The organism is Enterobacter sp. 296B2, from assembly GCF_034106185.1.
Lineage (GTDB): Bacteria > Pseudomonadota > Gammaproteobacteria > Enterobacterales > Enterobacteriaceae > Enterobacter > Enterobacter cloacae_N.
The window spans coordinates 17,643-37,160 of record NZ_JAWNCA010000008.1 but is presented as its reverse complement, the minus strand read 5'-3'; the positions used below and the strand labels follow the sequence as shown (position 1 = coordinate 37,160).

Genomic DNA, 19,518 nt, shown 5'->3' with positions numbered 1-19,518 from the left:
ATGCAGGAACGACAGGATAGCGGCAGTGATGCCGCGTTTACCGGAGCCAGTAGCAACAATCAGCTGGTGGCGGCCGCCAATCCGCTGCTCAACGCGATTCCGCAGATCCGTCATTCGGTATCACATGACGATCAGGTGGCGTTACGCCAGCGCCTGATCGATGAGATTCGCCGTTTTGAAGTCCGCTGCCAGCAGGCGGGGCTGCCCTACGAAGTGATCGTCGGGGCGCGCTACTGCCTGTGTACGGCGCTGGACGAGGCCGCCGCGCTTACCCCCTGGGGCAGCAGCGGCGTCTGGTCCAGCAATGGCCTGCTGGTGACGTTCCATAACGAAACCTGGGGCGGGGAGAAGTTCTTCCAGCTGCTGGCGCGCCTGTCGCAGAACCCGCGCGAGCATATTCTGCTGCTGGAGATGATCAACTACTGTCTGCTGCTGGGCTTCGAGGGGCGCTACCGGGTACTGGACAATGGTCGCACCCAGCTTGAAACCATCAAGCAGCGGCTGTGGCAAATGATCCGAGGCGTACGCGGCAGCTATCCGCCGCCGCTTTCTCCTCATCCGGAAGATCGTCCGGTGCTGCGCAAGCTGTGGCGGCCGATGGTTCCCCTGTGGGCCTGCGTGGCGCTGGCCGGGTTTATCGCCTGCCTGTTTTATATCGTGCTTAACTGGCGTCTTGGCGACAGCACCAACCCGGTGCTGGCGAAGATTTACCAGTCCCAGTTGCCGGAAACCACCATCCAGCAGCCGGCGCGTCAGCTGCCCGCTGTGCTGAACCTGCGCGGCTTCCTGAAGCCTGAAATTGAGGCGGGCCTGGTGGCGGTGAAAGACGAAGCGGATCGCAGCGTCGTGATCCTGAAGGGCGACGGGCTGTTTGCCTCCGCCTCTACCGTCGTGCGCGACCGCTATGAACCGGTCATCAACCGCATTGCGCAGGCGATGAATAACGTCAGCGGCAAAATTCTGGTGGTGGGCTACAGCGATAACGTGCCGATCCGCAGCGCACGCTTTGCCTCTAACTACGAGCTCTCACTGGAACGCGCGCGCTCCGTACAGAAAATGCTGCAGGGAAGCCTCTCTCAGCCTGGCCGCGTGAAGGCGGAAGGGCGGGGCGAGATTAACCCGGTGGCGCCGAACACGACCCCGGAAAACCGCGCCCGTAACCGCCGTGTGGAAATTACTCTGCTGGTGTCGCCTGAAAACACTCAGGCCGAGCTGAACGGATTGCCGCAAGGAAACTAAGGAATGCTGACGACTCTTCTTTCCATACTGACTAACCGCATTCTGTGGAGCTTCCTCGGCGTCACGGCGCTGGCGGCAGTGATCTGGATGATAGGTCCGCTGTTGTCCATCGTGGACACCCGACCGCTCGAATCCGAGCAGAACCGCATCATCAGTATTGCCGTGGTCTACCTGCTGTGGGCGCAGGGCCATATTCTGCCGCGTCTTTATAACGCCTGGCTGAACCGCAAGCTGATGGACAAGCTCAACGAGAACACCACCAGCCCGGAGGCGGCGGATCCGCAGCAGCGCCTGAACAGCGAGGAGCAGATCCTCGCCAGCCGTTTTGATGAAGCCGCGCAGATGCTGAAAAAAGCGCACTTCAGCAAAGCGGGACAGGGTGCCCAGTGGACGCAGCGCTTCAGCACGCAATATCTCTACCAACTGCCGTGGTACGTCATTATCGGCGCGCCGGGTTCCGGTAAAACCACGGCGCTGGTTAATTCCGGGCTGCAGTTCCCGCTGGCCGACCGCTTCGGTAAAACCGCGCTGCGGGGCATCGGCGGCACGCGCAACTGCGACTGGTGGTTCACCAACGAGGCCGTGCTGCTGGATACCGCGGGTCGCTATACCACTCAGGAAAGCGAACAGGTGCAGGACGCCGGTGAATGGCTGCAGTTCATGGGGCTACTGCGCAAGTACCGTCGCCGCCAACCGATCAACGGCGTCATCGTCACGATCAGCATTTCGGACCTGCTGACCCAGTCCGCCGAGGCGTCCCGCCAGCAGGCGGTGAATCTGCGCCAGCGTCTGTCCGAGCTGCATGAACAGCTGGGTATCCGTTTCCCGGTGTACGTGATGGTGACCAAGGCCGACCTGCTCAAAGGCTTCCGCGCGTGGTTTGCCGACTACGACAAAGCGCAGCGAGATCAGATCTGGGGCTTCACGCTGCCGTGGGAGCAAACCAAACACGCCGATTACGATCTGATGGGTAACTTCCAGCAGGAGTTTTCTTTGTTACAGCAGCGCCTTGATGCCGGGCTGCCGGAAACCATGCTCAAAGAGCATGATGCGAAAACCCGTGCCGAAGCGTATCTCTTCCCACAGGAGTTCGCCGCGCTGCGTCCGCTGCTGGCGGATTACCTCAGCACGGTCTTCGCCCGCTCCAACTTCGAAACCGAGTTCTCGCCGCGCGGGATCTACTTCGCCAGCGGTACCCAGGAAGGCATGCCGTTCGACCGCGTAATGGGCGAGCTGAACCGCGCGCTCTCCCTGCCGGAAGGGGGAGAGAACGATAACTGGGATTCGGTAAGCAAAGAAGCGCCTATCCCCGGCGCGAAGGGCCAGAGCTTCTTCATCAAGAACCTGCTGCAAAACGTCATCTTCCAGGAAGCCGGGATTGCCGGCGAAAACCGCTGGTGGGAACTGCGCAACCGGGCAGTGATCTGGTCCGGCTACGCGGCGCTGCTGGCCCTGCTGGCGATCCTCGGCGGGCTGTGGCTGACCAGCTATGCAAAAAACAAGGCCTATCTGGAAGAGGTGGATGCGAAGGTGCCGCTGCTGGACCAGCAGAGCAAAGCGTTGCAGAACCAGCCGCAGCGTGACCTGTTCGAACTGCTTCCGCTGCTGAATGGCCTGGTGGACCTGCCGAAAAGCGACGCCTTTGATGTGAACGATCCGCCAGTCTCCCGCCGCATGGGGCTTTATCGTGGGGATGACGTCAGCGATGCCTCTCAGTCCCTGTACCAGAAGGCGCTGGATCAGCTGCTGTTGCCCGCCGTTGCTATGCACATCACCACCTGGCTGCGCAATGACAACGGCAGCGACGTGGAGTACAGCTACGAGGCGCTGAAAGCCTATCAGATGCTGTATCAGCCGAAACACTACGACGGCAAATTCCTGCATTCGTGGGTGATGCTCAACCTGCAGCGTAACCTGCCGCAAAACGTCACGAAGGCGCAGCTGCAGCAGCTCGAATGGCATCTCACCCAACTGCTGGAGCCGAAAATTCAGGCCTCGCCGTACGCTCAGGACGAATCCCTGGTGGCGCGCGAAAGGGCTTTGATCAACCAGCAGCCACTTTCAACCCGCGTCTACGGTCGCCTGAAGCGCCTGCTGGAACATGACGAAAACCTCAAGCCGGTCTCCCTTTCCGATCTGGGCGGCCCGCAGAGCGAGCTGGTGTTTTCCCGCAAAAGCGGCAAGCCGGTAAGCGAAGGCGTGCCGGGGCTCTATACGCCGGACGGTTACTGGAAAAGCTTTAACAGCCAGATTGACAGCGTAACCACCGCCCTGCATGAGGACGACGCCTGGGTGCTGGGTGCCGCAACCGCGCAGGAAGATAAACAGCAGATCGATAACGCCGTGCGCCAGCTCTACATGCGCGACTTTATCGCGAACTGGGATCGCTTTCTCGCCGACATTCAGCTTAATAACAGTGCCGATCTCTCCCAGCGCATCAACACCGCGCGCCTGCTCTCTGGCGCAAACTCGCCCCTGCGTCGTCTGGTCCAGAACCTGAGCCAGGTGCTGACGCTCTCCCGCGATACCCCGGCGCCGGAAGATGCCGGTAAAGCGCAGGCGCAGAGCAACCGCGCCACCCGCACGCTGGAAGCGCTGTTCAGCAATAATGACAATGCCCCGACGCAGGCCGCCGCAATTACTCAGGCGCCGGAGCAACTGGTGACCGACCACTATGCGCCGATGATTGAGCTGGCGCAGCCGCTGGAGAAGGGCGGGAAGACGATTGTATTTGATGATTTTCTCAGGCAGGTGGATGAGCTTTATCGTTACCTGACCGCGGTTCAGGATGCGGCCAACAGCGGTATGCCAGCACCCGGCGGTGAGGCGATCAGCCGTCTGCAGGCCAGCGCTGGTCGTTTGCCGGGCGGACTGCAAACCATGTTCAGCAACATGGCGGTGGGGGCCAGCAGCGATACCCAGCGCCGCGACCTGGAAAACGTGCGTAAGCGGATTAACGTTGAAGTCGGCGGGTTCTGCCGTCAGGCAATCGCCGGCCGCTACCCGCTGGTGCGTAGCGCCAGCACCGAGGTCACCCCGGACGATCTTGCCCGCATGTTTGCCCCCGGTACCGGGCTGATGGATACCTTCTTTCGCGACAACCTGACCAGCAAAGTCGATACCACGCAGGCAAACTGGCGCTTTATGCCGGGCATCGACGGTAAAACCCTGCCGGGCAGCGAAGGGCTGTTGAGACCGTTCCAGCAGGCCCAGTCGATTCGCGACGCTTTCTTTGCTAACGGCGCCACCACGCCGTCTTTCAAGGTAACGGTACGCACTGTGAGAATGGATAACACCATTCTGAACCTGACGCTGGACGTCGACGGCCAGCTCCTGCGCTACAGCCACGGCCCGCAGGCCGTGCAGATCATGAACTGGCCGGGGCCGGGCGGCACCAATCAGGTACGCATGCAGCTGGGGCTCGTTAACGGCAGCACGGCGACGCTGGTAACCAACGGTTCCTGGGCGCTCAACCGCTTTTTCGACAAAGCGAGCACCAGCCCTGGCGCGGGTAGCCTGAGCCGTCAGGCTACCTTCAACGTCGACGGACATCAGGTCACGCTGGAGTTTGCGCCAAACAGCATTCGCAACCCGTTCCAGCTTCCCCGTTTTTCATGCCCATAACCGCAAGGACAGCCGTATGACGAATACCCCTGCGATGAACCGCTACAGCTGGTATGGCAAATTACCCAGCGCCGGAGATTTTCTGCAGCGTCGCTTTCCTGACACCTTACAGCGCCAGTGGTCGCACTGGTTTCAGGTTGGCCTGCTCGCCTGGCAGCAGGAAGAGCAGCGCGGTGGCGAACGCCAGTTCACCAAAGCACCGGTCTGGAATTTCGTCGTCCCGCCGATGCTGGGCAGCCAGATGATCCAGATGGGCTGCCTGCTGCCCGGCCGCGACAGCGTTGGCCGACAGTACCCGGTTTGCATTCAGCTGAGCTTTGCCCCGTCAGAGTGGTCGACCAGCCTGCTCAGCCAGGCGGAGAGCTGGTATCAGCAGATTGGTCGTCTGGGGCTGCACGCGGTGCGCAACAGCTTTTCCGCCTCGCAGCTGGATGAGATGCTGATGTCCATTCCGGCGCCGCAGCCCGTCGAGCCGCAAAAGCGTTCCGACATCCTTGATGTGATTGGCTATGACGAGGACGGCCAGAGCACGCTGGGCTGGCCGCAGGCGGCAGAGTGTTTTGACCCGCTGCGTCAGACCAGCTACTGGTGGACCAACCGCTGCGACGGTTACCCGCTCTACACCCACGTTCACAGCGGTAACTTTACCGGGCAGCTTTTCACCCTGCTGTTCGACCCGGCAGGGGGCGCCCGTCCGGGGCGTCACGGTCTCTATCCGCCCATGTTTGAATAAGCAGGGATCTCATGAATATCGAAGAATTTCTCGCGCCAATAAGCCCCGAAAAGCCCTGCGGCGAAAACCTGGAGTACGACGCCGACTTCCAGATCATGAATCAGGCAAGTCTTGGGAAAGCGGAACAGCAGTTTGGCGACACCATTATCCCGGCAGAGCCAGCTGACTGGAACACGGTTGAAAAATTCGCCACCAGCCTGCTGACCCGCACCAAAGATCTTCGCGTGATGCTGGCGTTAACCCATGCCTGGACCCGCCGCCGCGGGCTTGCGGGCTACGCGGACGGATTAATGCTGGTGCAGGAGGCGATCGCGCGCTACTGGGAGCCGCTCTACCCGCTGCTTGAAGAGTATGGCGAAACCGACCCGTTCTACCGCATTAACGCCCTGGCCGGGCTGAGCGATAAATCCGACCTCACCGTCGCGGTACGCAACGCCTCGCTGCTGCGTTCTAACGGCGATGAAATTTCGCTGCGTGACGCCCAGGCGCTGCTGGACGGCAGCAAGACGGAATGTCCGGACTATCCCGGCGGCCGTCCGCGGCTGATTGACGAGCTGGCCCGCGGCGACCAGCCGGGAACCGCAGCGGTTATCGTCATTAACGAACGGCTGCTTGCCATCCGTGAGCTGCTCACCGGGCATCTCGGTGAAAGCGGCGTGCCGGAGATGGAGCAGTTGCTGAAAACCGTGGGGCTGGTCGCCAGCGCGTGTCAGGTGACCGACATCAGCAAGCTGCTGCCGAACCGTGAAGCGCAGGCAGAGCCACAGGCTGAACAGCAATCGGCGGCAACGCAGCCGATTCAGCAGGTGACCGACTGGCGCAGCGTGCAGGTCACCAGCCGCGCCGACGCGCAGCTGATGCTGGAAAAAGCGAAGCAGTATTTTGCGCAGTACGAACCGAGCCACCCCGCACCGCTGATGATTGAACGGGTGCAGCGGCTGTCAGAACTTAACTTTATGGACATTATTCGCGACCTGGCGCCAGACGGCGTTAACCAACTGGAAAACATCTTTGGACGCCGCGAATAACGCGTCCAGGCATTATGACGACAGGCATGGAGCCTGCCGTTTCACCTTCACCGCGCATCTTTGATGGAGAACATCATGGCAATGAGTAACAGTGGGCAGAAATTCATCGCACGTAACCGTGCCCCCCGCGTGCAGATCGAGTACGACGTAGAGATCTACGGTGCAGAACGTAAGATTCAGCTGCCGTTTGTGATGGGCGTCATGGCCGATCTGGTCGGCAAACCGGTTGAAAATCTGCCGGCCGTCGACGAGCGTAAATTCCTCGAAATCGACATCGACAACTTTGACGAACGCATGAAGGCGCTGAAGCCGCGCGTGGCGTTCCAGGTGGATAACACCCTGACTGGCGAAGGTAAGCTCAACGTGGATCTGACCTTCGACAGCATGGACGACTTCCTGCCGGATGCGGTGGCCCGCAAGGTTGAGCCGCTGAACAAGCTGCTGGAAGCGCGTACCCAGCTCTCTAACCTACTGACCTATATGGACGGCAAAAACGGTGCGGAAGAGCTGATCGCTAAAATTCTGCAGGATCCGACGCTGCTCAAATCCCTGAGCCAGTTGCCGAAAAATGACGAAAGCGCGAAAGGTAGCGAGGAATAATCGATGAGCAACCAGACTCAACAACACGAGCAGCAGGCGGGTCAGGCGTTCAGCCAGGATGAGTTCAGCGCGCTGCTGAACAAAGAGTTCCGCCCGAAAACCGATCAGGCCCGTTCCGCCGTAGAAAGCGCGGTCAAAACCCTGGCGCAGCAGGCGCTGGAAAATACCGTTACCTTCTCGAACGACACCTATCGCACCATTCAGAACCTGATTGCCGGTATCGACGAGCAGCTGTCGCAGCAGGTGAACCAGATCATTCACCACGAAGAGTTTCAGAAGCTGGAGAGCGCCTGGCGCGGCCTGAGCTATCTGGTGAACAACACTGAAACTGACGAGATGCTGAAGATCCGCTTTATGAGCATCTCCAAGCAGGAGCTGGGCCGCACCCTGAAGCGCTTCAAGGGCGTGGGCTGGGACCAGAGCCCGATCTTCAAGAAAATCTACGAGCAGGAGTACGGTCAGTTCGGCGGCGAGCCGTTTGGCTGCATCGTGGGCGACTACTACTTCGACCACAGCCCGCAGGACGTGGAGCTGCTGGGCGAAATGGCGCGCATCGGCTCTGCGGCGCACTGTCCGTTTATCACCGGTACTGCACCGGGTGTGATGCAGATGGAGTCCTGGCAGGAGCTGGCTAACCCGCGCGACCTGACCAAGATCTTCCAGAACACCGAATACGCGGCCTGGCGTTCACTGCGTGAATCCGAAGATGCCCGCTATCTGGGCCTGGTGATGCCGCGCTTCCTGTCGCGCCTGCCGTACGGCATTCGCACCAACCCGGTCGACAGCTTTGACTTTGAAGAGCAAACCGACGGCGCGAACCACAACAGCTACTCCTGGGCGAACGCCGCCTATGCGATGGCGGCTAACATCAACCGCTCCTTCAAAGAGTACGGCTGGTGCACCTCGATTCGTGGCGTGGAGTCCGGCGGGGCGGTGGAAAACCTGCCGTGCCACACCTTCCCGAGTGATGACGGCGGCGTGGACATGAAGTGCCCGACCGAGATCGCCATCAGCGATCGTCGTGAAGCCGAGCTGGCGAAAAACGGCTTTATGCCGCTGGTTCACCGTAAAAACTCCGACTTTGCCGCCTTCATCGGCGCGCAGTCTCTGCAGAAACCGGCCGAGTACCACGACCCGGATGCCACCGCCAACGCGCGCCTGGCCTCTCGTCTGCCGTACTTGTTTGCCTGCTGCCGCTTTGCCCACTACCTCAAGTGCATCGTGCGCGACAAAATCGGCTCCTTCCGCGAGCGCGAAGAGATGGAGCGCTGGCTGAACGACTGGGTGATGAACTACGTGGACGGTGACCCGGCTAACTCCTCCCAGGAGACCAAGTCCCGTAAACCGCTGGCGGCTGCGGAAGTGCAGGTGCAGGAGATTGAAGACAACCCGGGCTACTACGCCGCGAAGTTCTTCCTGCGTCCACACTACCAGCTGGAAGGTCTGACCGTTTCTCTGCGACTGGTATCTAAGCTGCCGTCGCTGAAGACGAAAGACGCGTGATGATGGTGTCGGCCCTGGAGGGCCGGCAAAGTTAACCACATTGGCATAATTCATATAGAAAACCATCGACATTCATTAACTTCAGGAGGAATCAACATTGGGAACGAGTTCACCAAAAGAAATTGCAGATGGCATGTTGAAGATTTTTGATACGCGTAAACAGAGTGGTCCAGAAATTTTCGCTCGCAGCGCGGTCGATGGTTTTATGTCAATCCCAGAAGACTTATGGATGTTAACCAAAGATTTTCTGGATACAGACCATCGGTGGCGAAATGAAACAGATAAAATTAGGTTGTTAACGCTAATCAAAAAAGGGCTTACATCAGAAGATGTGCGTCGCTTAATCAATACAGTGGTCAAACGTTATCTGTCTGGTTTATCTGAAGAGCAATCTAAGGAACTCCTCCTAAAAGTAGGTGGGTCGCAAGTAGGTGGTATAGCCTTTAAAATGGTTTTCGTAAATGAATTAATTACGCTATTCGTTTCAAAAATTGTTCCGCGATTTCTTGTCTCTGCAGGACTTACTGGTGTGTTAAGTGTAGGGGCTTCAATTTCTCGCTCCGTTTATACCTCATACGATCTGTTAAAATTAAATAAAAATGTTTACTATGAGCTGCGTGGTGCGGGTGATTTAGATTTATTATATTTTCTCGTTGAAGATAATGTTAAGCCATTTATTGAGGCTATAAATTTCCAACAGAGTCATGGTGCTATAGATAAAGAGATTTTTAGCCGATTTTTAGCAGGAGCTAATCGTGTTTGAAAGAGCATCAAAGTACGCTATAGTCTATCTCATGCTTATTGTTTCATTTATGCTTTTCTTCTCAACTCTTGGCTATTATATTTTTGTTTTTGATTGGTCGGTAACAACCTTAGAAATAACGATAAATGCAGCTCTATTAATCATTCTTGTAGTTGCATCTATCGCTATTTACTATTTTGCGGAAAAACTAAAGTCAAGCCTTTGATTTGCGTAAAAACTTTAGCGAGAAGTAAAGTGCCAAAAGAATAACCAGCAGGAAAACTAATTTCCCAAAAAGTAAGCCTGCAGAAGTTGTAGTGATTTTTTCTAATGAAAATACATACCAGGCTGATTGGAAAAGATCTACAGTTGTGAAAATTGCGATAACTAAAAATACGACTGTCAGTATTAATAACATTATTTTCTTCATTTTATGTTGCCTTATATGAATGATACACGGTTGAAAATATTCTAGATGATGCAGTGAATGATTGTCTAGCGCTTAGTTACCATGAAGTGTGACTAACCATCATTTAGGGTGGTTGCAATTGCAGGCACTCTGAAGAGTCTGTACGAAGTACGAATTCGTCAGGCTAGAGGCAGAGGTAAAATATGGACGGTTTTATTCAGCCCCATGCTTTCCTGTTTGCCATATAAGTGCTTTTTCGAAAGCAATATTGTTCATCCACGAAGAGTAGATATTATGGCTATTGATATGTTTCTGAAGGTCGAGGGTGTTACGGGCGAATCTAAAGATTCTAACCACACCGGCTGGACTGATATTACCTCCTTCTCCTGGGGCGCTTCCCAGCCTGGTAATATGAGCGTTGGCGGTGGCGGCGGTGCCGGTAAAGTCAACTTTAACGACCTGCACGTTAACGCGCTGATCGACAAATCCACCACCGCTATCCTGAAACACTGCGCCAGCGGTAAACACCTGACCAAAGTTGAGCTGTCCGTATGTAAAGCGGGTGGCCAGCAGGTGGAATATTCCCGCATTACGCTGGAAGATGTGCTGGTGACTTCCGTTCAGTACACTGGTGCAGACAACGGCGATACCGTTGGTGTGACCTACGCATTCCAGGCTGCGAAAGTGAAACAGCAGTACTGGGAGCAGACCACGTCTGGTGGTAAAGGTGCTGAAAGCAGCGCTGGCTGGAATATCAAAGAAAACAAAGAAGCATAATAATAGTGGGCCCGAAAGGGCTCACTTTACCCTGAGCTTCTTATCAAGGAGAAATTAGATGTCTCAAATGCGTCCTGCTTTTGGTGCCGCCTGGAACAGATTCAGAGAAGTTAACGTAAACGTAGAACAGGTTGGCAAATTATTGGGTGGAAAAGTTCAGCATAATATCGACGCCGGTATTTTTAAAAATGCCTGCCCAATTCGTATGAGTTACGTTTTAAATTACTGTGGCATTCCGATTCCTTCTAACAGTAAATATGCGACAGTGACCGGGAACGACAAAAAGCGCTATATGTTCCGCGTTAAAGATATGATTGCATTTCTACCCACGGTACTGGGCAATGCAGATATGTCGGTTTCTTCCCCAACGCCTGCGCAATTTGCAGGCAAGCAAGGCATCATCATTTTTACCGGGCACGGCTGGAGCGACGCAACCGGTCATGTAACACTCTGGAATGGAAATATTTGCTCTGATGATTGCCATTTCCTCGGCTCACCGGGTAATGGTTCGTTTATTCCGACCAACGCCACCTTCTGGAGCCTGAAATGAAACGTTTATTACTGCTGGTATTGGCTATCAATGCCTCTGCTGTTTATGCCCAAAATCTGCCTGCCGTCAGCGCTTTTTCTCAGCAACAAATCTTTGAAAATTGGGTGCAAAATCGGTGCATCAGCAAGATCGCAGACAGTAAAAGTCTGAAAGATGATGCAGAGGCCAGCGCGGCCGCCTGGCTGGAAGCAAGCGATCTGCCTGCTGAAAATTTTGAAAAAGCTGACAAGGTGATTGCAACTTTACTGAAAGAGAACGTGGGCGGTACTCAGTCGGGTCAATATCAGGTTTTAAAGTGCAGCTTAATCGCCAACAGCGACGAGATTCGTCCGCTCAAAACCGCAAAATAGAAGCAGTGGAAGCGGCCCCAAACGCCGCCGTTCTCGCCCCGAGAGCGGCAGCGTTTGAGCGCTAATCATACCAGCAGGAATACGCCATGCGATTCACGATTATTTCTACGAAACCCGGTCATCAGCCGCCGCAGAGCAGCTGTGATTTTTACGCCCCGGGCGGCACCATTGGGCGCGGTACGGATAACAATCTGGTATTGCCGGACAATGACCGCACCATCTCGCGTCTGCAGGCCATTGTCCACGTTGATGCCCAGGGCGAATGCCGCGTCACCAACCGTGGCAGCGTCACCCGCGTGGTATTAAATGACATTCCGCTGGAGCGGGGGCGTCAGGTTGAACTCCAGGATGGCGACATTCTCGGTATTGATGACTACCGCATTGAAGTTACTGAGCTTATCCACGATACGCAGCCGGTAAGCCGTATGGCGGCCAGCATGCAGCAGCCGCCACGTCCGACAGCCGCGCCAACTGCACCCGCAGCGCAGGCGAAGCCTGCTAACCCTGCGCCACGCGGTAAATCGGAACCGACCGCCGTGCCGTCGGAAATCTGGGACAGCCTGATGCAGGAGTTCTCCATCTCCGACAGCATCTCCAGCAACCGCGCAAAACCTCAGCCTGCGACATCGCACGATCCGTTCTCCCAGCCTGCGGCCCCGGAGCGTAATGCCGAAGATCCGCTCGCGATGTTCAACGACAGCGATCCATCGCTTGAGCGTAAGAACGTCGACCCGGACACGCTGTTCAGCGACGAAGCGCTGTTCAAAAAAGAGAGCATTTTTGACGACGTGACGCCTTCCACGCTGGTGCCGCCGGTTGAGGGGCAACCCACCGCTAAAGAAGAAGCGTCGGACGAGCTCGACCCGCTGGCGCTGTTTGGTGGAAAGGCCAGCGCGCCAGCCGCGCGCAATGATGATCCGCTCGGGCTGATGGGCGGGGCACCTTTAACCCATCCGGATGACATTGCTGACGACAAGCCAGCACCAGCGCCTGAATCAGAGCAGGAAGAGGATGTGCTGGCCGATTCTCCGCTGTTCGCTCCTGAGCCGCAGGAAACGGCGCGTGAAGAAGAGCAGGCGCGACCGGATTACGCGGGCTTCACCATGCCAACGCCGCAGGCCGTTGCGCGTAGCAGTGCTCAGGCACCGAAGGGGCGTCTGCGCATCGACCCGGTCAACAACGCGGCAACCCCAACCGCAACCGCGAATAACGGCGAGAAGGGCGAAGTGCTGCAGGGCGAACTGCTGCAGGCGCTGCTCGAAGGCATGGGCCTGAGCGAAATGCAGCCCGTTCCGCAGTTTGACCGTGAAAATATGCGTCAGCTGGGGCAGATTCTGGGCATGTTCTCGCAAGGCACCGTGGCGCTGCTCTCGTCGCGCTCTATCCTCAAGCGCGGCGTGAAAGCCGATATGACCATGGTGCTGGACGATGCCAACAACCCGTTCAAGCTGTTGCCGACCGGCAAAACCGTACTGATCCAGATGTTTGGCACGCCGATGCCGGGCTTTATGCCGCCGACCAAATCCGTGCGCGACGCGCTGATCGACCTTCAGGCGCACCAGCTGGGGATGATCTCCGGTATTCGCGCCATCATCGCCGCGATGCTGCAGTCCTTTAACCCGGAACAGCTGGAGGAGCAGGCGAAGCAGAACGGCATGACCTCTCGTCTGGCGCTGCCGGGCAGCCGCAAAGCCGCCCTGTGGGACTATTTTGTTCGCAGCTATGGCGAGACGGCGGGCGAGATCGAGGATGACTTCCACACCCTGTTCGGCGAAGCCTTCCTTCATGCGTACGACATGGAGGTGAATCAGTACAAAGACTCACAGAGCGGATCGGAAGACAAATGAATATCGCAACCGCTTCTCTCTCCCGCCAGGGGACGCGCGCCAGCAACCAGGATCAGACGGGAGAAACCATAGGGGAACGCTCGGCCTGCTTTGTCGTCTGTGACGGCATCGCGGGGCTGCCGGGCGGTGAGGTCGCCGCGGAACTGGCCCGCAACAGCATTATCTCCCGCTTCGATGGCGACAAGCACCTGAACGCGCAGCATATCCGAGATTATGTACAGACGGCGAACCGCACCATTCTGAGCGAACAGCAGGCCGTTCAGGACTATCGCCGGATGGGCACAACGCTGGTCAGTCTGTTCATTGACCGGGACTACGGGCTGGCGTACTGGGCGCATGCCGGCGATAGCCGCCTGTACCTGTTTCGCCGGGGATGGCTGTGGCACGTGACCACCGACCACAGCCTGGTGCAGCAGATGAAAGATGCCGGGCATCAGACGGACGATCTCAACAGCAACCTGCTTTATCTGGCGCTGGGGATTGAAAACGGCGGGCCGGAGGCGAGCTACAGCGACGTGGTGCAGGTGGAAGACGGCGATGCCTTTTTACTCTGCACCGACGGGTTCTGGCACGGCGTCAGTGAAGAGCAAATGAAGCAGTCACTTCACATGGTCAATACGCCGCAGGAGTGGCTGACCTTAATGAACCAAATCATTCAAAAGAATGGCGAACAGGAAGGGAATGCTCAGGATAACTATACTGCCCTGGCGGTATGGATGGGCAATCCTCAGGACACTACTTTGCTGCACACCCTCTCTGACGCAGCACAATTTCTTCCCTGCGGAACTGATTAGACACACAAGGAACGATATGAAACTTTGGCTATCGGGTTTGGCACTTCTGGCGGTGACCTCCACCGCGCAGGCTGAGAATTTCCGCATCGTGCAGTCTCCTGCGCAGAAGCTGGATATCTGGATCGACAACATCAAAGACAACACGCCGCAGAGCTGGTGTAAGCCTGAGGTGGCGCTGCGTATCGTGGCGAACGGCAAGAAAGACGTCTCGGTGCTGGAAAACTTTGTGCCGCGCCTTGGCTCGCTGCTGGAGCACCAGTGCAGCAAAGTGAATAAGCTGAGCTGGACGCTCAACGATCCGGAGGGGACGACGCTGGCGCAGGGTACGGCCGCCAAAGCGCAGGAGTGGGCGCTGGTGGTGAAACAGCAGCAGGCTGCGCCTGCCGTCACCACGGCCACGTCCAGCGGCGCGTTACTGCCACCGGATCAGAACGTTGCCGCCCATACAGTCGCCGCGGACCGCACGCCGTGGCAGGAATTTACCCTGCAGGACGGCTGCCACCTGCGCACCTTCTGGGAAGGGGGCGCATCCGCACCGGCGCTCTTTATCCCGGATTCTGACACCACCCGCTGCGGTAACGGCAGCTGGCTGAGCGGTCACACCGTTGTCTCTCAGTCCCGCAACGGCGGACAGAAAGAGATGGCGGTGACGTACATTCACGGCTTCCCGGTGATGGGGCTGAATCAGAGCGCCGATCCGGAAAACGCACTGATCACCTCCGTTAACAAAGAGCGCATGGTATTCAGCACCCCGAACAGCGACCAGAGCTGGATGATCCTGCCTTACGATAGCGCCCTGAACAGCTGGAAGAGCAACGGCACGGTGGCGGTGGAGATTTCCCGTGAGATTGCCAGCGACGATGCAAAGCTGCAGGCGCGTATTGCGGCGGTGAAGAAAACCTGGAGCGCCTGGGTCGCACCGGGCACGCCGCTGAATATCGTTCTGATTGATACCCTGCGCCCTCAGCTGCGCGATCCGGCAGTGGGCGCCTGGCGCGCGGCGAATTAAGGAATGGCTATGAATACGCTCTATCAACAACTGGCGGGTGAAACGCTCAACGACGCGCTGGCGCGCCTCGAAGCACAGATCAAAGCCCGTCCGGCAGATGCCGACCTCCGCGCCGCGTTCGTGCAGTTTTTAACCCTCAGCGGCAACTGGACGCGTGCGCTGGCCCAGCTGAAAAGCTGGCTGGCGCTGAAGCCGCAGGCGAAGCCGACCGTCACGCTGCTGGAGCAGTCTATTCAGGGCGAGCTGCAGCGCGCGCAGGTGATGGCGGGGCAGGCGCGTCCGGCCATGCCTGAAACCCAGTGGCCTTGGCTGACCACCCTGGCTATGGCGCTTAGCGAGGACGGCGAGCGTGCGCATGCGCTGCGGCTGGAGGCCCTCGAACAGGCGCAGGCCACTGCCGGTCTCATCACCCTCGAAAATGAGGAGACGCAGGCGTTCGAGTGGCTGATGGACGGCGATGCCCGGCTTGGCCCGGTGTGCGAAACCCTCGTGAACGGCCGTTATTTCTGGCTGCCGTTTAACGCTATCGCGGAGATCCGTTTCCAGGCCCCCGCCAGCGTGACCGACCTGGTCTGGCGTCATGCGCTGGTGCGCCTGACCGACGGTACGGAGCAGGTGTGTCAGATCCCGGCGCGTTACCCGTTTGCTGCCGAGGCTTCGGATGCGATCAAACTGGGCCGCACCACCGAATGGCGGCCGCTCGACGAGGACGGCACCCTCTACGAAGGGATGGGCCAGAAAGCCTGGCTCAGCGAGCAAAGCGAAAGCCCGCTGCTGTCGTTAAGCCTCGTGACGTTTGCGACGGATGGAGCCGATGAGTAATCCCGCTGGCGAAGGCGATCTGCTGCGCAGCGGCTGGCAAGCTCGCAGCAGGCAGGAGAAGGTGGGGGCGCGCGACAAAATGCAGCCCTCGCTGCTGGATCGTCTCACCGATAACGACCCGGAAAAAAAGCGCGAGCCGGCTAACAGCAATCTGATCACCCACGCCGCCCTGCGCCGCAACGTGCTGCGGGATCTGCAGTGGTTGTTTAACACCATCAACCACGATGCCTCCGGCGATTTGAGCGCCTTGCCGCACGTGAGCCGCTCGGTGATTAACTTTGGCGTCGCGCCGCTCGCCGGGAAAAGAATGTCGGATATCGAATGGCACGATATTCAGCGCAAGCTTACCGAGGCCATCATCAATTTTGAACCGCGCATTTTGCCGCAGGGGCTGCAGGTCCGCTGCGTGTCGGATACCTCCTCGCTGGATCTGCACAACGTGCTCTCCATCGAGATCAAAGGGCGTTTATGGTGCGTGCCGTACCCGCTGGAGTTTCTGTTTCGCACCGATGTCGATCTGGAAAACGGCCATTTTGAACTGAAAGATGCGGGGTAATCATGGAAAGTAAACTGCTCGAATATTACAACCGCGAGCTGGCCTACCTGCGCGAAATGGGGGCCGAGTTTGCCGAACGTTACCCAAAAGTCGCCGGACGGCTGGGCATGCGCGGCATCGACGTGGCGGATCCGTATACCGAGCGTCTGATGGAGGGCTTCGCCTTCCTGACCTCCCGCGTGCAGATGAAAATGGACGCGGAGTTTCCGCGCTTCTCCCAGCGTCTGCTGGAGATGATCGCGCCGAACTACCTCGCACCCACGCCGTCGATGGCGATCGCGGAGATTGAGCCCGACAGCAGCCGGGGCGACCTGAGCAAGGGCTTCATTGTGCCGCGCGGCACCATGATGGACAGCCTGGCGCTGAAAAAAACCGGCGTGACCTGCAGCTATACCACGGCGCACGAGGTCAACCTGCTGCCGCTGAAAATCGACAAGGTCGAGCTGGGCGGCGTGCCCGCCGATCTGCCGCTCGCGCAGCTGGGGTTGAGCCAGCGGGGGATCAACAGCGCCCTGCGGATCCGCATCGCCTGCGATGGCCCGCAAAACCTCGGGCACCTGGATTTCGACCGGCTGGAGTTTTTCCTGAGCGGCCCGGACATTGAGGCGCTGAAGCTGCTGGAGCTGGTCATGGAGCATCACGCCGGGATCGTCTGCCAGACGGTCAGCCCGCAGCCGCAGCGACAGCTGCTGGCGTCGGACGCGCTTCGCCAGGAGGGCTTTGAGTCTGACCAGGCGCTCCTTCCGGACGATCTGCGCAACTTTGACGGCTACCGTCTGCTGCAGGAGTATTTTGCGTTTCCGGCCCGCTTCCGCTTCATCAGCCTGAGCGGTCTGAGCACGCTGATCCAGCGCTGTGAGGGTGAAAAAGCCTTCGACATTTTTATTCTGCTGGATAAGTCGGATGAGCAGCTGGAGCGCGTGGTAGACGCCAGCCATCTGGCGCTGCACTGTACGCCGGTCATCAACCTGTTCCCGAAAGTGGCGGCCCGGCAGAAGCTGAATGAAGGGCAGCATGAATACCATCTGGTGGTCGATAACATCCGGCCGCTGGACTATGAAATTTACGCGGTAAATAAAATTTTTGGCAGCGCCGATGGTCAGCGCGACGACCAGACGTTTCGTCCATTCTGGAGCACCTGGAGCGGCGACGCGGGCAACTACGGGGCCTATTTTTCCCTGCGCCGGGAACAGCGCGTGCTCTCTGAGCATGCCCTGCGCTACGGCACCCGTACCGGCTATATCGGTTCAGAGGTGTTTGTTTCGCTGGTGGACGAGCAGCATGCGCCGTGGCAGGAAAACCTGCGCTATATCTCTGCCGAGGTGCTCTGCACCAGCCGCGACCTGCCGCTGATGCTGCAGCAGGAGCTCGGGCAGTTCATTATGGCCGACTCTATGCCGGTGAAATCACTCACCCTGCGTAAAGGGCCGACGCCACCGCGTCCGGCGCTGGCTGAAGGGTTCAGCACCTGGCGGCTCATCAGCCAGCTGCAGATGAACTACCTCAGCCTGATGGACAGCGAGAATGAAGAGGGGGCAGCCGCGCTGCGCCAGCTGTTAGGGCTGTACGCCAACCTGGCCGAGACGCCGGTGGCGCGTCAGGTAGAGGGCGTTCGCCACTGCGTGCTGGAGCCGGTTCACCGCCGCGTGCCTGAACCCGGCCCGGTCGTTTTCGCCCGTGGAATTGGCATCAGCCTGACCGTAGACGAGCGGGCGTTTTCCGGCGCCAGCCCGTGGCTTTTCGGCAGCGTGATGGAGCGCCTCTTTGCCCGTCTGGTCTCTATCAACAGCTTCACCGAGTTCACCCTGAAGAGCCAGCAGCGCGGCGAGATTGGCTACTGGGCGCCTCGCATGGGTAAAAGGGCGCTGGTATGAGTGACGCCGCTACTGCACCGCTGCGCGTACATCGCCTGACGAAGCTGCCGGATGCGTTCTGGCACGGGGTCCGTGAGGCGCCCTGGCGCTACGATCTGTTTCAGCTGTTAAGGCGCATTGATGCCCAGGGCGGCGAGCGCTACCCGCTGGGACGCGCGCCGCTGCCGAAGTTTGAGCCGCTGCGCATTGGCCAGCAACCGTCGATGAGCTTTGCGCCGTCGACGCTGGCTCAGGTCGGCCTGCGTGAGGAAAGCGGGATTCATGAAGTATCAATTTTAAGCTTCGGCCTGTTTGGCCCGAACGGTCCGCTGCCGGTCCATATGACCGAATACGCCCGCGAGCGTATTCATCATCATCAGGACACCAGCCTCAGCGCGTTTGCCGATCTGTTTCATCATCGTCTGGCGCTGCTGTTTTACCGCGCGTGGGCGGATGCGCAACCGGCTGTCTCTCTGGATCGCGCCGATAACAGGCGCTTTGAGGGCTACCTGGCGTCGCTGATTGGCATGGGGCAGCCGGGGCAGATGAACAAAGGCAGCCTGAGCTCTCATGCCCGCTTTACCCACGCCGGACACCTGACCCGTCACGGGCGGGATCCGGAGGGGCTGGAGAAGATCCTGCGCAGCTACTTTAAAGCGCCGGTCAAACTGGTCAGCAACGTGCCGCAGTGGATGCCGCTTTCCACGCGCGAGCAGGCGCAGCTGGGGGAAGGTCGCCGCATGCCGCGTATGGGTGAATCCGCCTTTCTTGGCGTGGCCGTCCGCGACGTGCAGCATAAGTTTCGCATTGAGATTGGCCCGCTGAGCGCGGAGGAGTACAACCGCTTTCTGCCGGGTGAAGCGTGGGTCACCGAGCTGCGCGACTGGGTGCGCCAGTACGCCGGGATTGAATTTGAATGGGAAACGCGGGTGATCCTGCGTGAAGACGCGGTGCAGGGCACCACGCTCGGCAGCAATGGGCGATTAGGCTATAACACCTGGCTGGGCCTGCAGCCGCAGCCTGTCCCGCGTGGCGATCTGGTGTATCGCGCAGAGCGGTAATCCTTCCGTATACCGAATCAT

At 58.4% G+C, this 19,518-nt stretch carries 19 protein-coding genes; 18 read left to right on the top strand and 1 reads right to left on the bottom strand.

What is annotated here, in order from left to right; all coding sequences use genetic code 11:
* The 8 genes from URZ40_RS08110 (at position 1) to URZ40_RS08075 (ending at position 9,695) form a co-directional block, all read left to right on the top strand.
* Positions 1 to 1,239, top strand: coding sequence for a DotU family type VI secretion system protein (locus URZ40_RS08110; protein ID WP_166711502.1), 1,239 nt, complete (start codon positions 1 to 3; stop codon positions 1,237 to 1,239).
* A gap of 3 nt (positions 1,240 to 1,242) precedes the next feature.
* Entirely contained in the window at positions 1,243 to 4,863 is a 3,621-nt protein-coding gene (gene tssM / locus URZ40_RS08105; RefSeq protein WP_320720281.1) for a type VI secretion system membrane subunit TssM, read from the top strand.
* Positions 4,864 to 4,879: 16 nt separating this feature from the next.
* Complete coding sequence (tagF, locus tag URZ40_RS08100; RefSeq protein ID WP_116339326.1) at positions 4,880 to 5,596, top strand: type VI secretion system-associated protein TagF; 717 nt, start codon at positions 4,880 to 4,882, stop codon at positions 5,594 to 5,596.
* A gap of 11 nt (positions 5,597 to 5,607) precedes the next feature.
* A complete protein-coding gene (gene tssA / locus URZ40_RS08095) occupies positions 5,608 to 6,624 on the top strand; it encodes a type VI secretion system protein TssA (RefSeq protein WP_116339328.1) in 1,017 nt (338 codons plus the stop codon).
* Between the two features lie 75 nt (positions 6,625 to 6,699).
* Positions 6,700 to 7,224 carry a type VI secretion system contractile sheath small subunit gene (gene tssB / locus URZ40_RS08090; protein ID WP_008502644.1) on the top strand — a complete coding sequence of 175 codons (525 nt, stop codon included), beginning with the start codon at positions 6,700 to 6,702 and terminating at the stop codon, positions 7,222 to 7,224.
* Positions 7,225 to 7,227: 3 nt separating this feature from the next.
* Positions 7,228 to 8,727 carry a type VI secretion system contractile sheath large subunit gene (gene tssC / locus URZ40_RS08085; RefSeq protein WP_014884232.1) on the top strand — a complete coding sequence of 500 codons (1,500 nt, stop codon included), beginning with the start codon at positions 7,228 to 7,230 and terminating at the stop codon, positions 8,725 to 8,727.
* A gap of 97 nt (positions 8,728 to 8,824) precedes the next feature.
* The gene (locus URZ40_RS08080) at positions 8,825 to 9,490 is read left to right on the top strand and encodes a hypothetical protein (RefSeq protein WP_320720278.1); all 666 of its coding nucleotides are present in this window, start codon (positions 8,825 to 8,827) and stop codon (positions 9,488 to 9,490) included.
* The gene (locus tag URZ40_RS08075; RefSeq protein ID WP_320720277.1) at positions 9,483 to 9,695 is read left to right on the top strand and encodes a hypothetical protein; all 213 of its coding nucleotides are present in this window, start codon (positions 9,483 to 9,485) and stop codon (positions 9,693 to 9,695) included. Before URZ40_RS08080 ends, URZ40_RS08075 begins: the two co-directional genes overlap by 8 nt.
* On the opposite strand, the gene URZ40_RS08070 is transcribed toward URZ40_RS08075, so the two are convergent.
* Complete coding sequence (locus URZ40_RS08070; protein WP_320720276.1) at positions 9,684 to 9,899, bottom strand: hypothetical protein; 216 nt, start codon at positions 9,897 to 9,899, stop codon at positions 9,684 to 9,686. The two genes, URZ40_RS08075 and URZ40_RS08070, sit on opposite strands and share 12 nt — an antisense overlap.
* Positions 9,900 to 10,172: 273 nt before the next feature.
* Here URZ40_RS08070 and URZ40_RS08065 point away from each other — a divergent pair, with 273 nt between their 5' ends.
* The 10 genes from URZ40_RS08065 to tssG all read left to right on the top strand — a co-directional run bounded on the left by URZ40_RS08065 (position 10,173) and on the right by tssG (position 19,497).
* Complete coding sequence (locus URZ40_RS08065; RefSeq protein ID WP_008502640.1) at positions 10,173 to 10,655, top strand: type VI secretion system tube protein Hcp; 483 nt, start codon at positions 10,173 to 10,175, stop codon at positions 10,653 to 10,655.
* 58 nt (positions 10,656 to 10,713) lie between these two features.
* Positions 10,714 to 11,205 carry a type VI secretion system amidase effector protein Tae4 gene (locus URZ40_RS08060; RefSeq protein ID WP_121424099.1) on the top strand — a complete coding sequence of 164 codons (492 nt, stop codon included), beginning with the start codon at positions 10,714 to 10,716 and terminating at the stop codon, positions 11,203 to 11,205.
* Positions 11,202 to 11,555, top strand: a complete 354-nt coding sequence (locus tag URZ40_RS08055) for a T6SS amidase immunity protein Tai4 family protein (protein ID WP_316379620.1) — start codon at positions 11,202 to 11,204, stop codon at positions 11,553 to 11,555. Before URZ40_RS08060 ends, URZ40_RS08055 begins: the two co-directional genes overlap by 4 nt.
* An 86-nt stretch (positions 11,556 to 11,641) precedes the next feature.
* Positions 11,642 to 13,402 carry a type VI secretion system-associated FHA domain protein TagH gene (gene tagH, locus URZ40_RS08050; RefSeq protein WP_320720274.1) on the top strand — a complete coding sequence of 587 codons (1,761 nt, stop codon included), beginning with the start codon at positions 11,642 to 11,644 and terminating at the stop codon, positions 13,400 to 13,402.
* Positions 13,399 to 14,196 carry a PP2C family serine/threonine-protein phosphatase gene (locus URZ40_RS08045; protein ID WP_023336024.1) on the top strand — a complete coding sequence of 266 codons (798 nt, stop codon included), beginning with the start codon at positions 13,399 to 13,401 and terminating at the stop codon, positions 14,194 to 14,196. Before tagH ends, URZ40_RS08045 begins: the two co-directional genes overlap by 4 nt.
* A 16-nt stretch (positions 14,197 to 14,212) precedes the next feature.
* Positions 14,213 to 15,205, top strand: coding sequence for a hypothetical protein (locus URZ40_RS08040; protein WP_302218064.1), 993 nt, complete (start codon positions 14,213 to 14,215; stop codon positions 15,203 to 15,205).
* Between the two features lie 9 nt (positions 15,206 to 15,214).
* The gene (locus tag URZ40_RS08035; protein ID WP_316379623.1) at positions 15,215 to 16,027 is read left to right on the top strand and encodes a type VI secretion system accessory protein TagJ; all 813 of its coding nucleotides are present in this window, start codon (positions 15,215 to 15,217) and stop codon (positions 16,025 to 16,027) included.
* Positions 16,020 to 16,583 carry a type VI secretion system baseplate subunit TssE gene (gene tssE, locus URZ40_RS08030; protein WP_116339346.1) on the top strand — a complete coding sequence of 188 codons (564 nt, stop codon included), beginning with the start codon at positions 16,020 to 16,022 and terminating at the stop codon, positions 16,581 to 16,583. The genes URZ40_RS08035 and tssE overlap by 8 nt, the downstream gene beginning before the upstream one ends.
* A gap of 2 nt (positions 16,584 to 16,585) precedes the next feature.
* Positions 16,586 to 18,457 carry a type VI secretion system baseplate subunit TssF gene (gene tssF / locus URZ40_RS08025; protein ID WP_316379624.1) on the top strand — a complete coding sequence of 624 codons (1,872 nt, stop codon included), beginning with the start codon at positions 16,586 to 16,588 and terminating at the stop codon, positions 18,455 to 18,457.
* The gene (gene tssG, locus URZ40_RS08020) at positions 18,454 to 19,497 is read left to right on the top strand and encodes a type VI secretion system baseplate subunit TssG (RefSeq protein ID WP_116339350.1); all 1,044 of its coding nucleotides are present in this window, start codon (positions 18,454 to 18,456) and stop codon (positions 19,495 to 19,497) included. Before tssF ends, tssG begins: the two co-directional genes overlap by 4 nt.
* Positions 19,498 to 19,518: the final 21 nt, after the last annotated feature.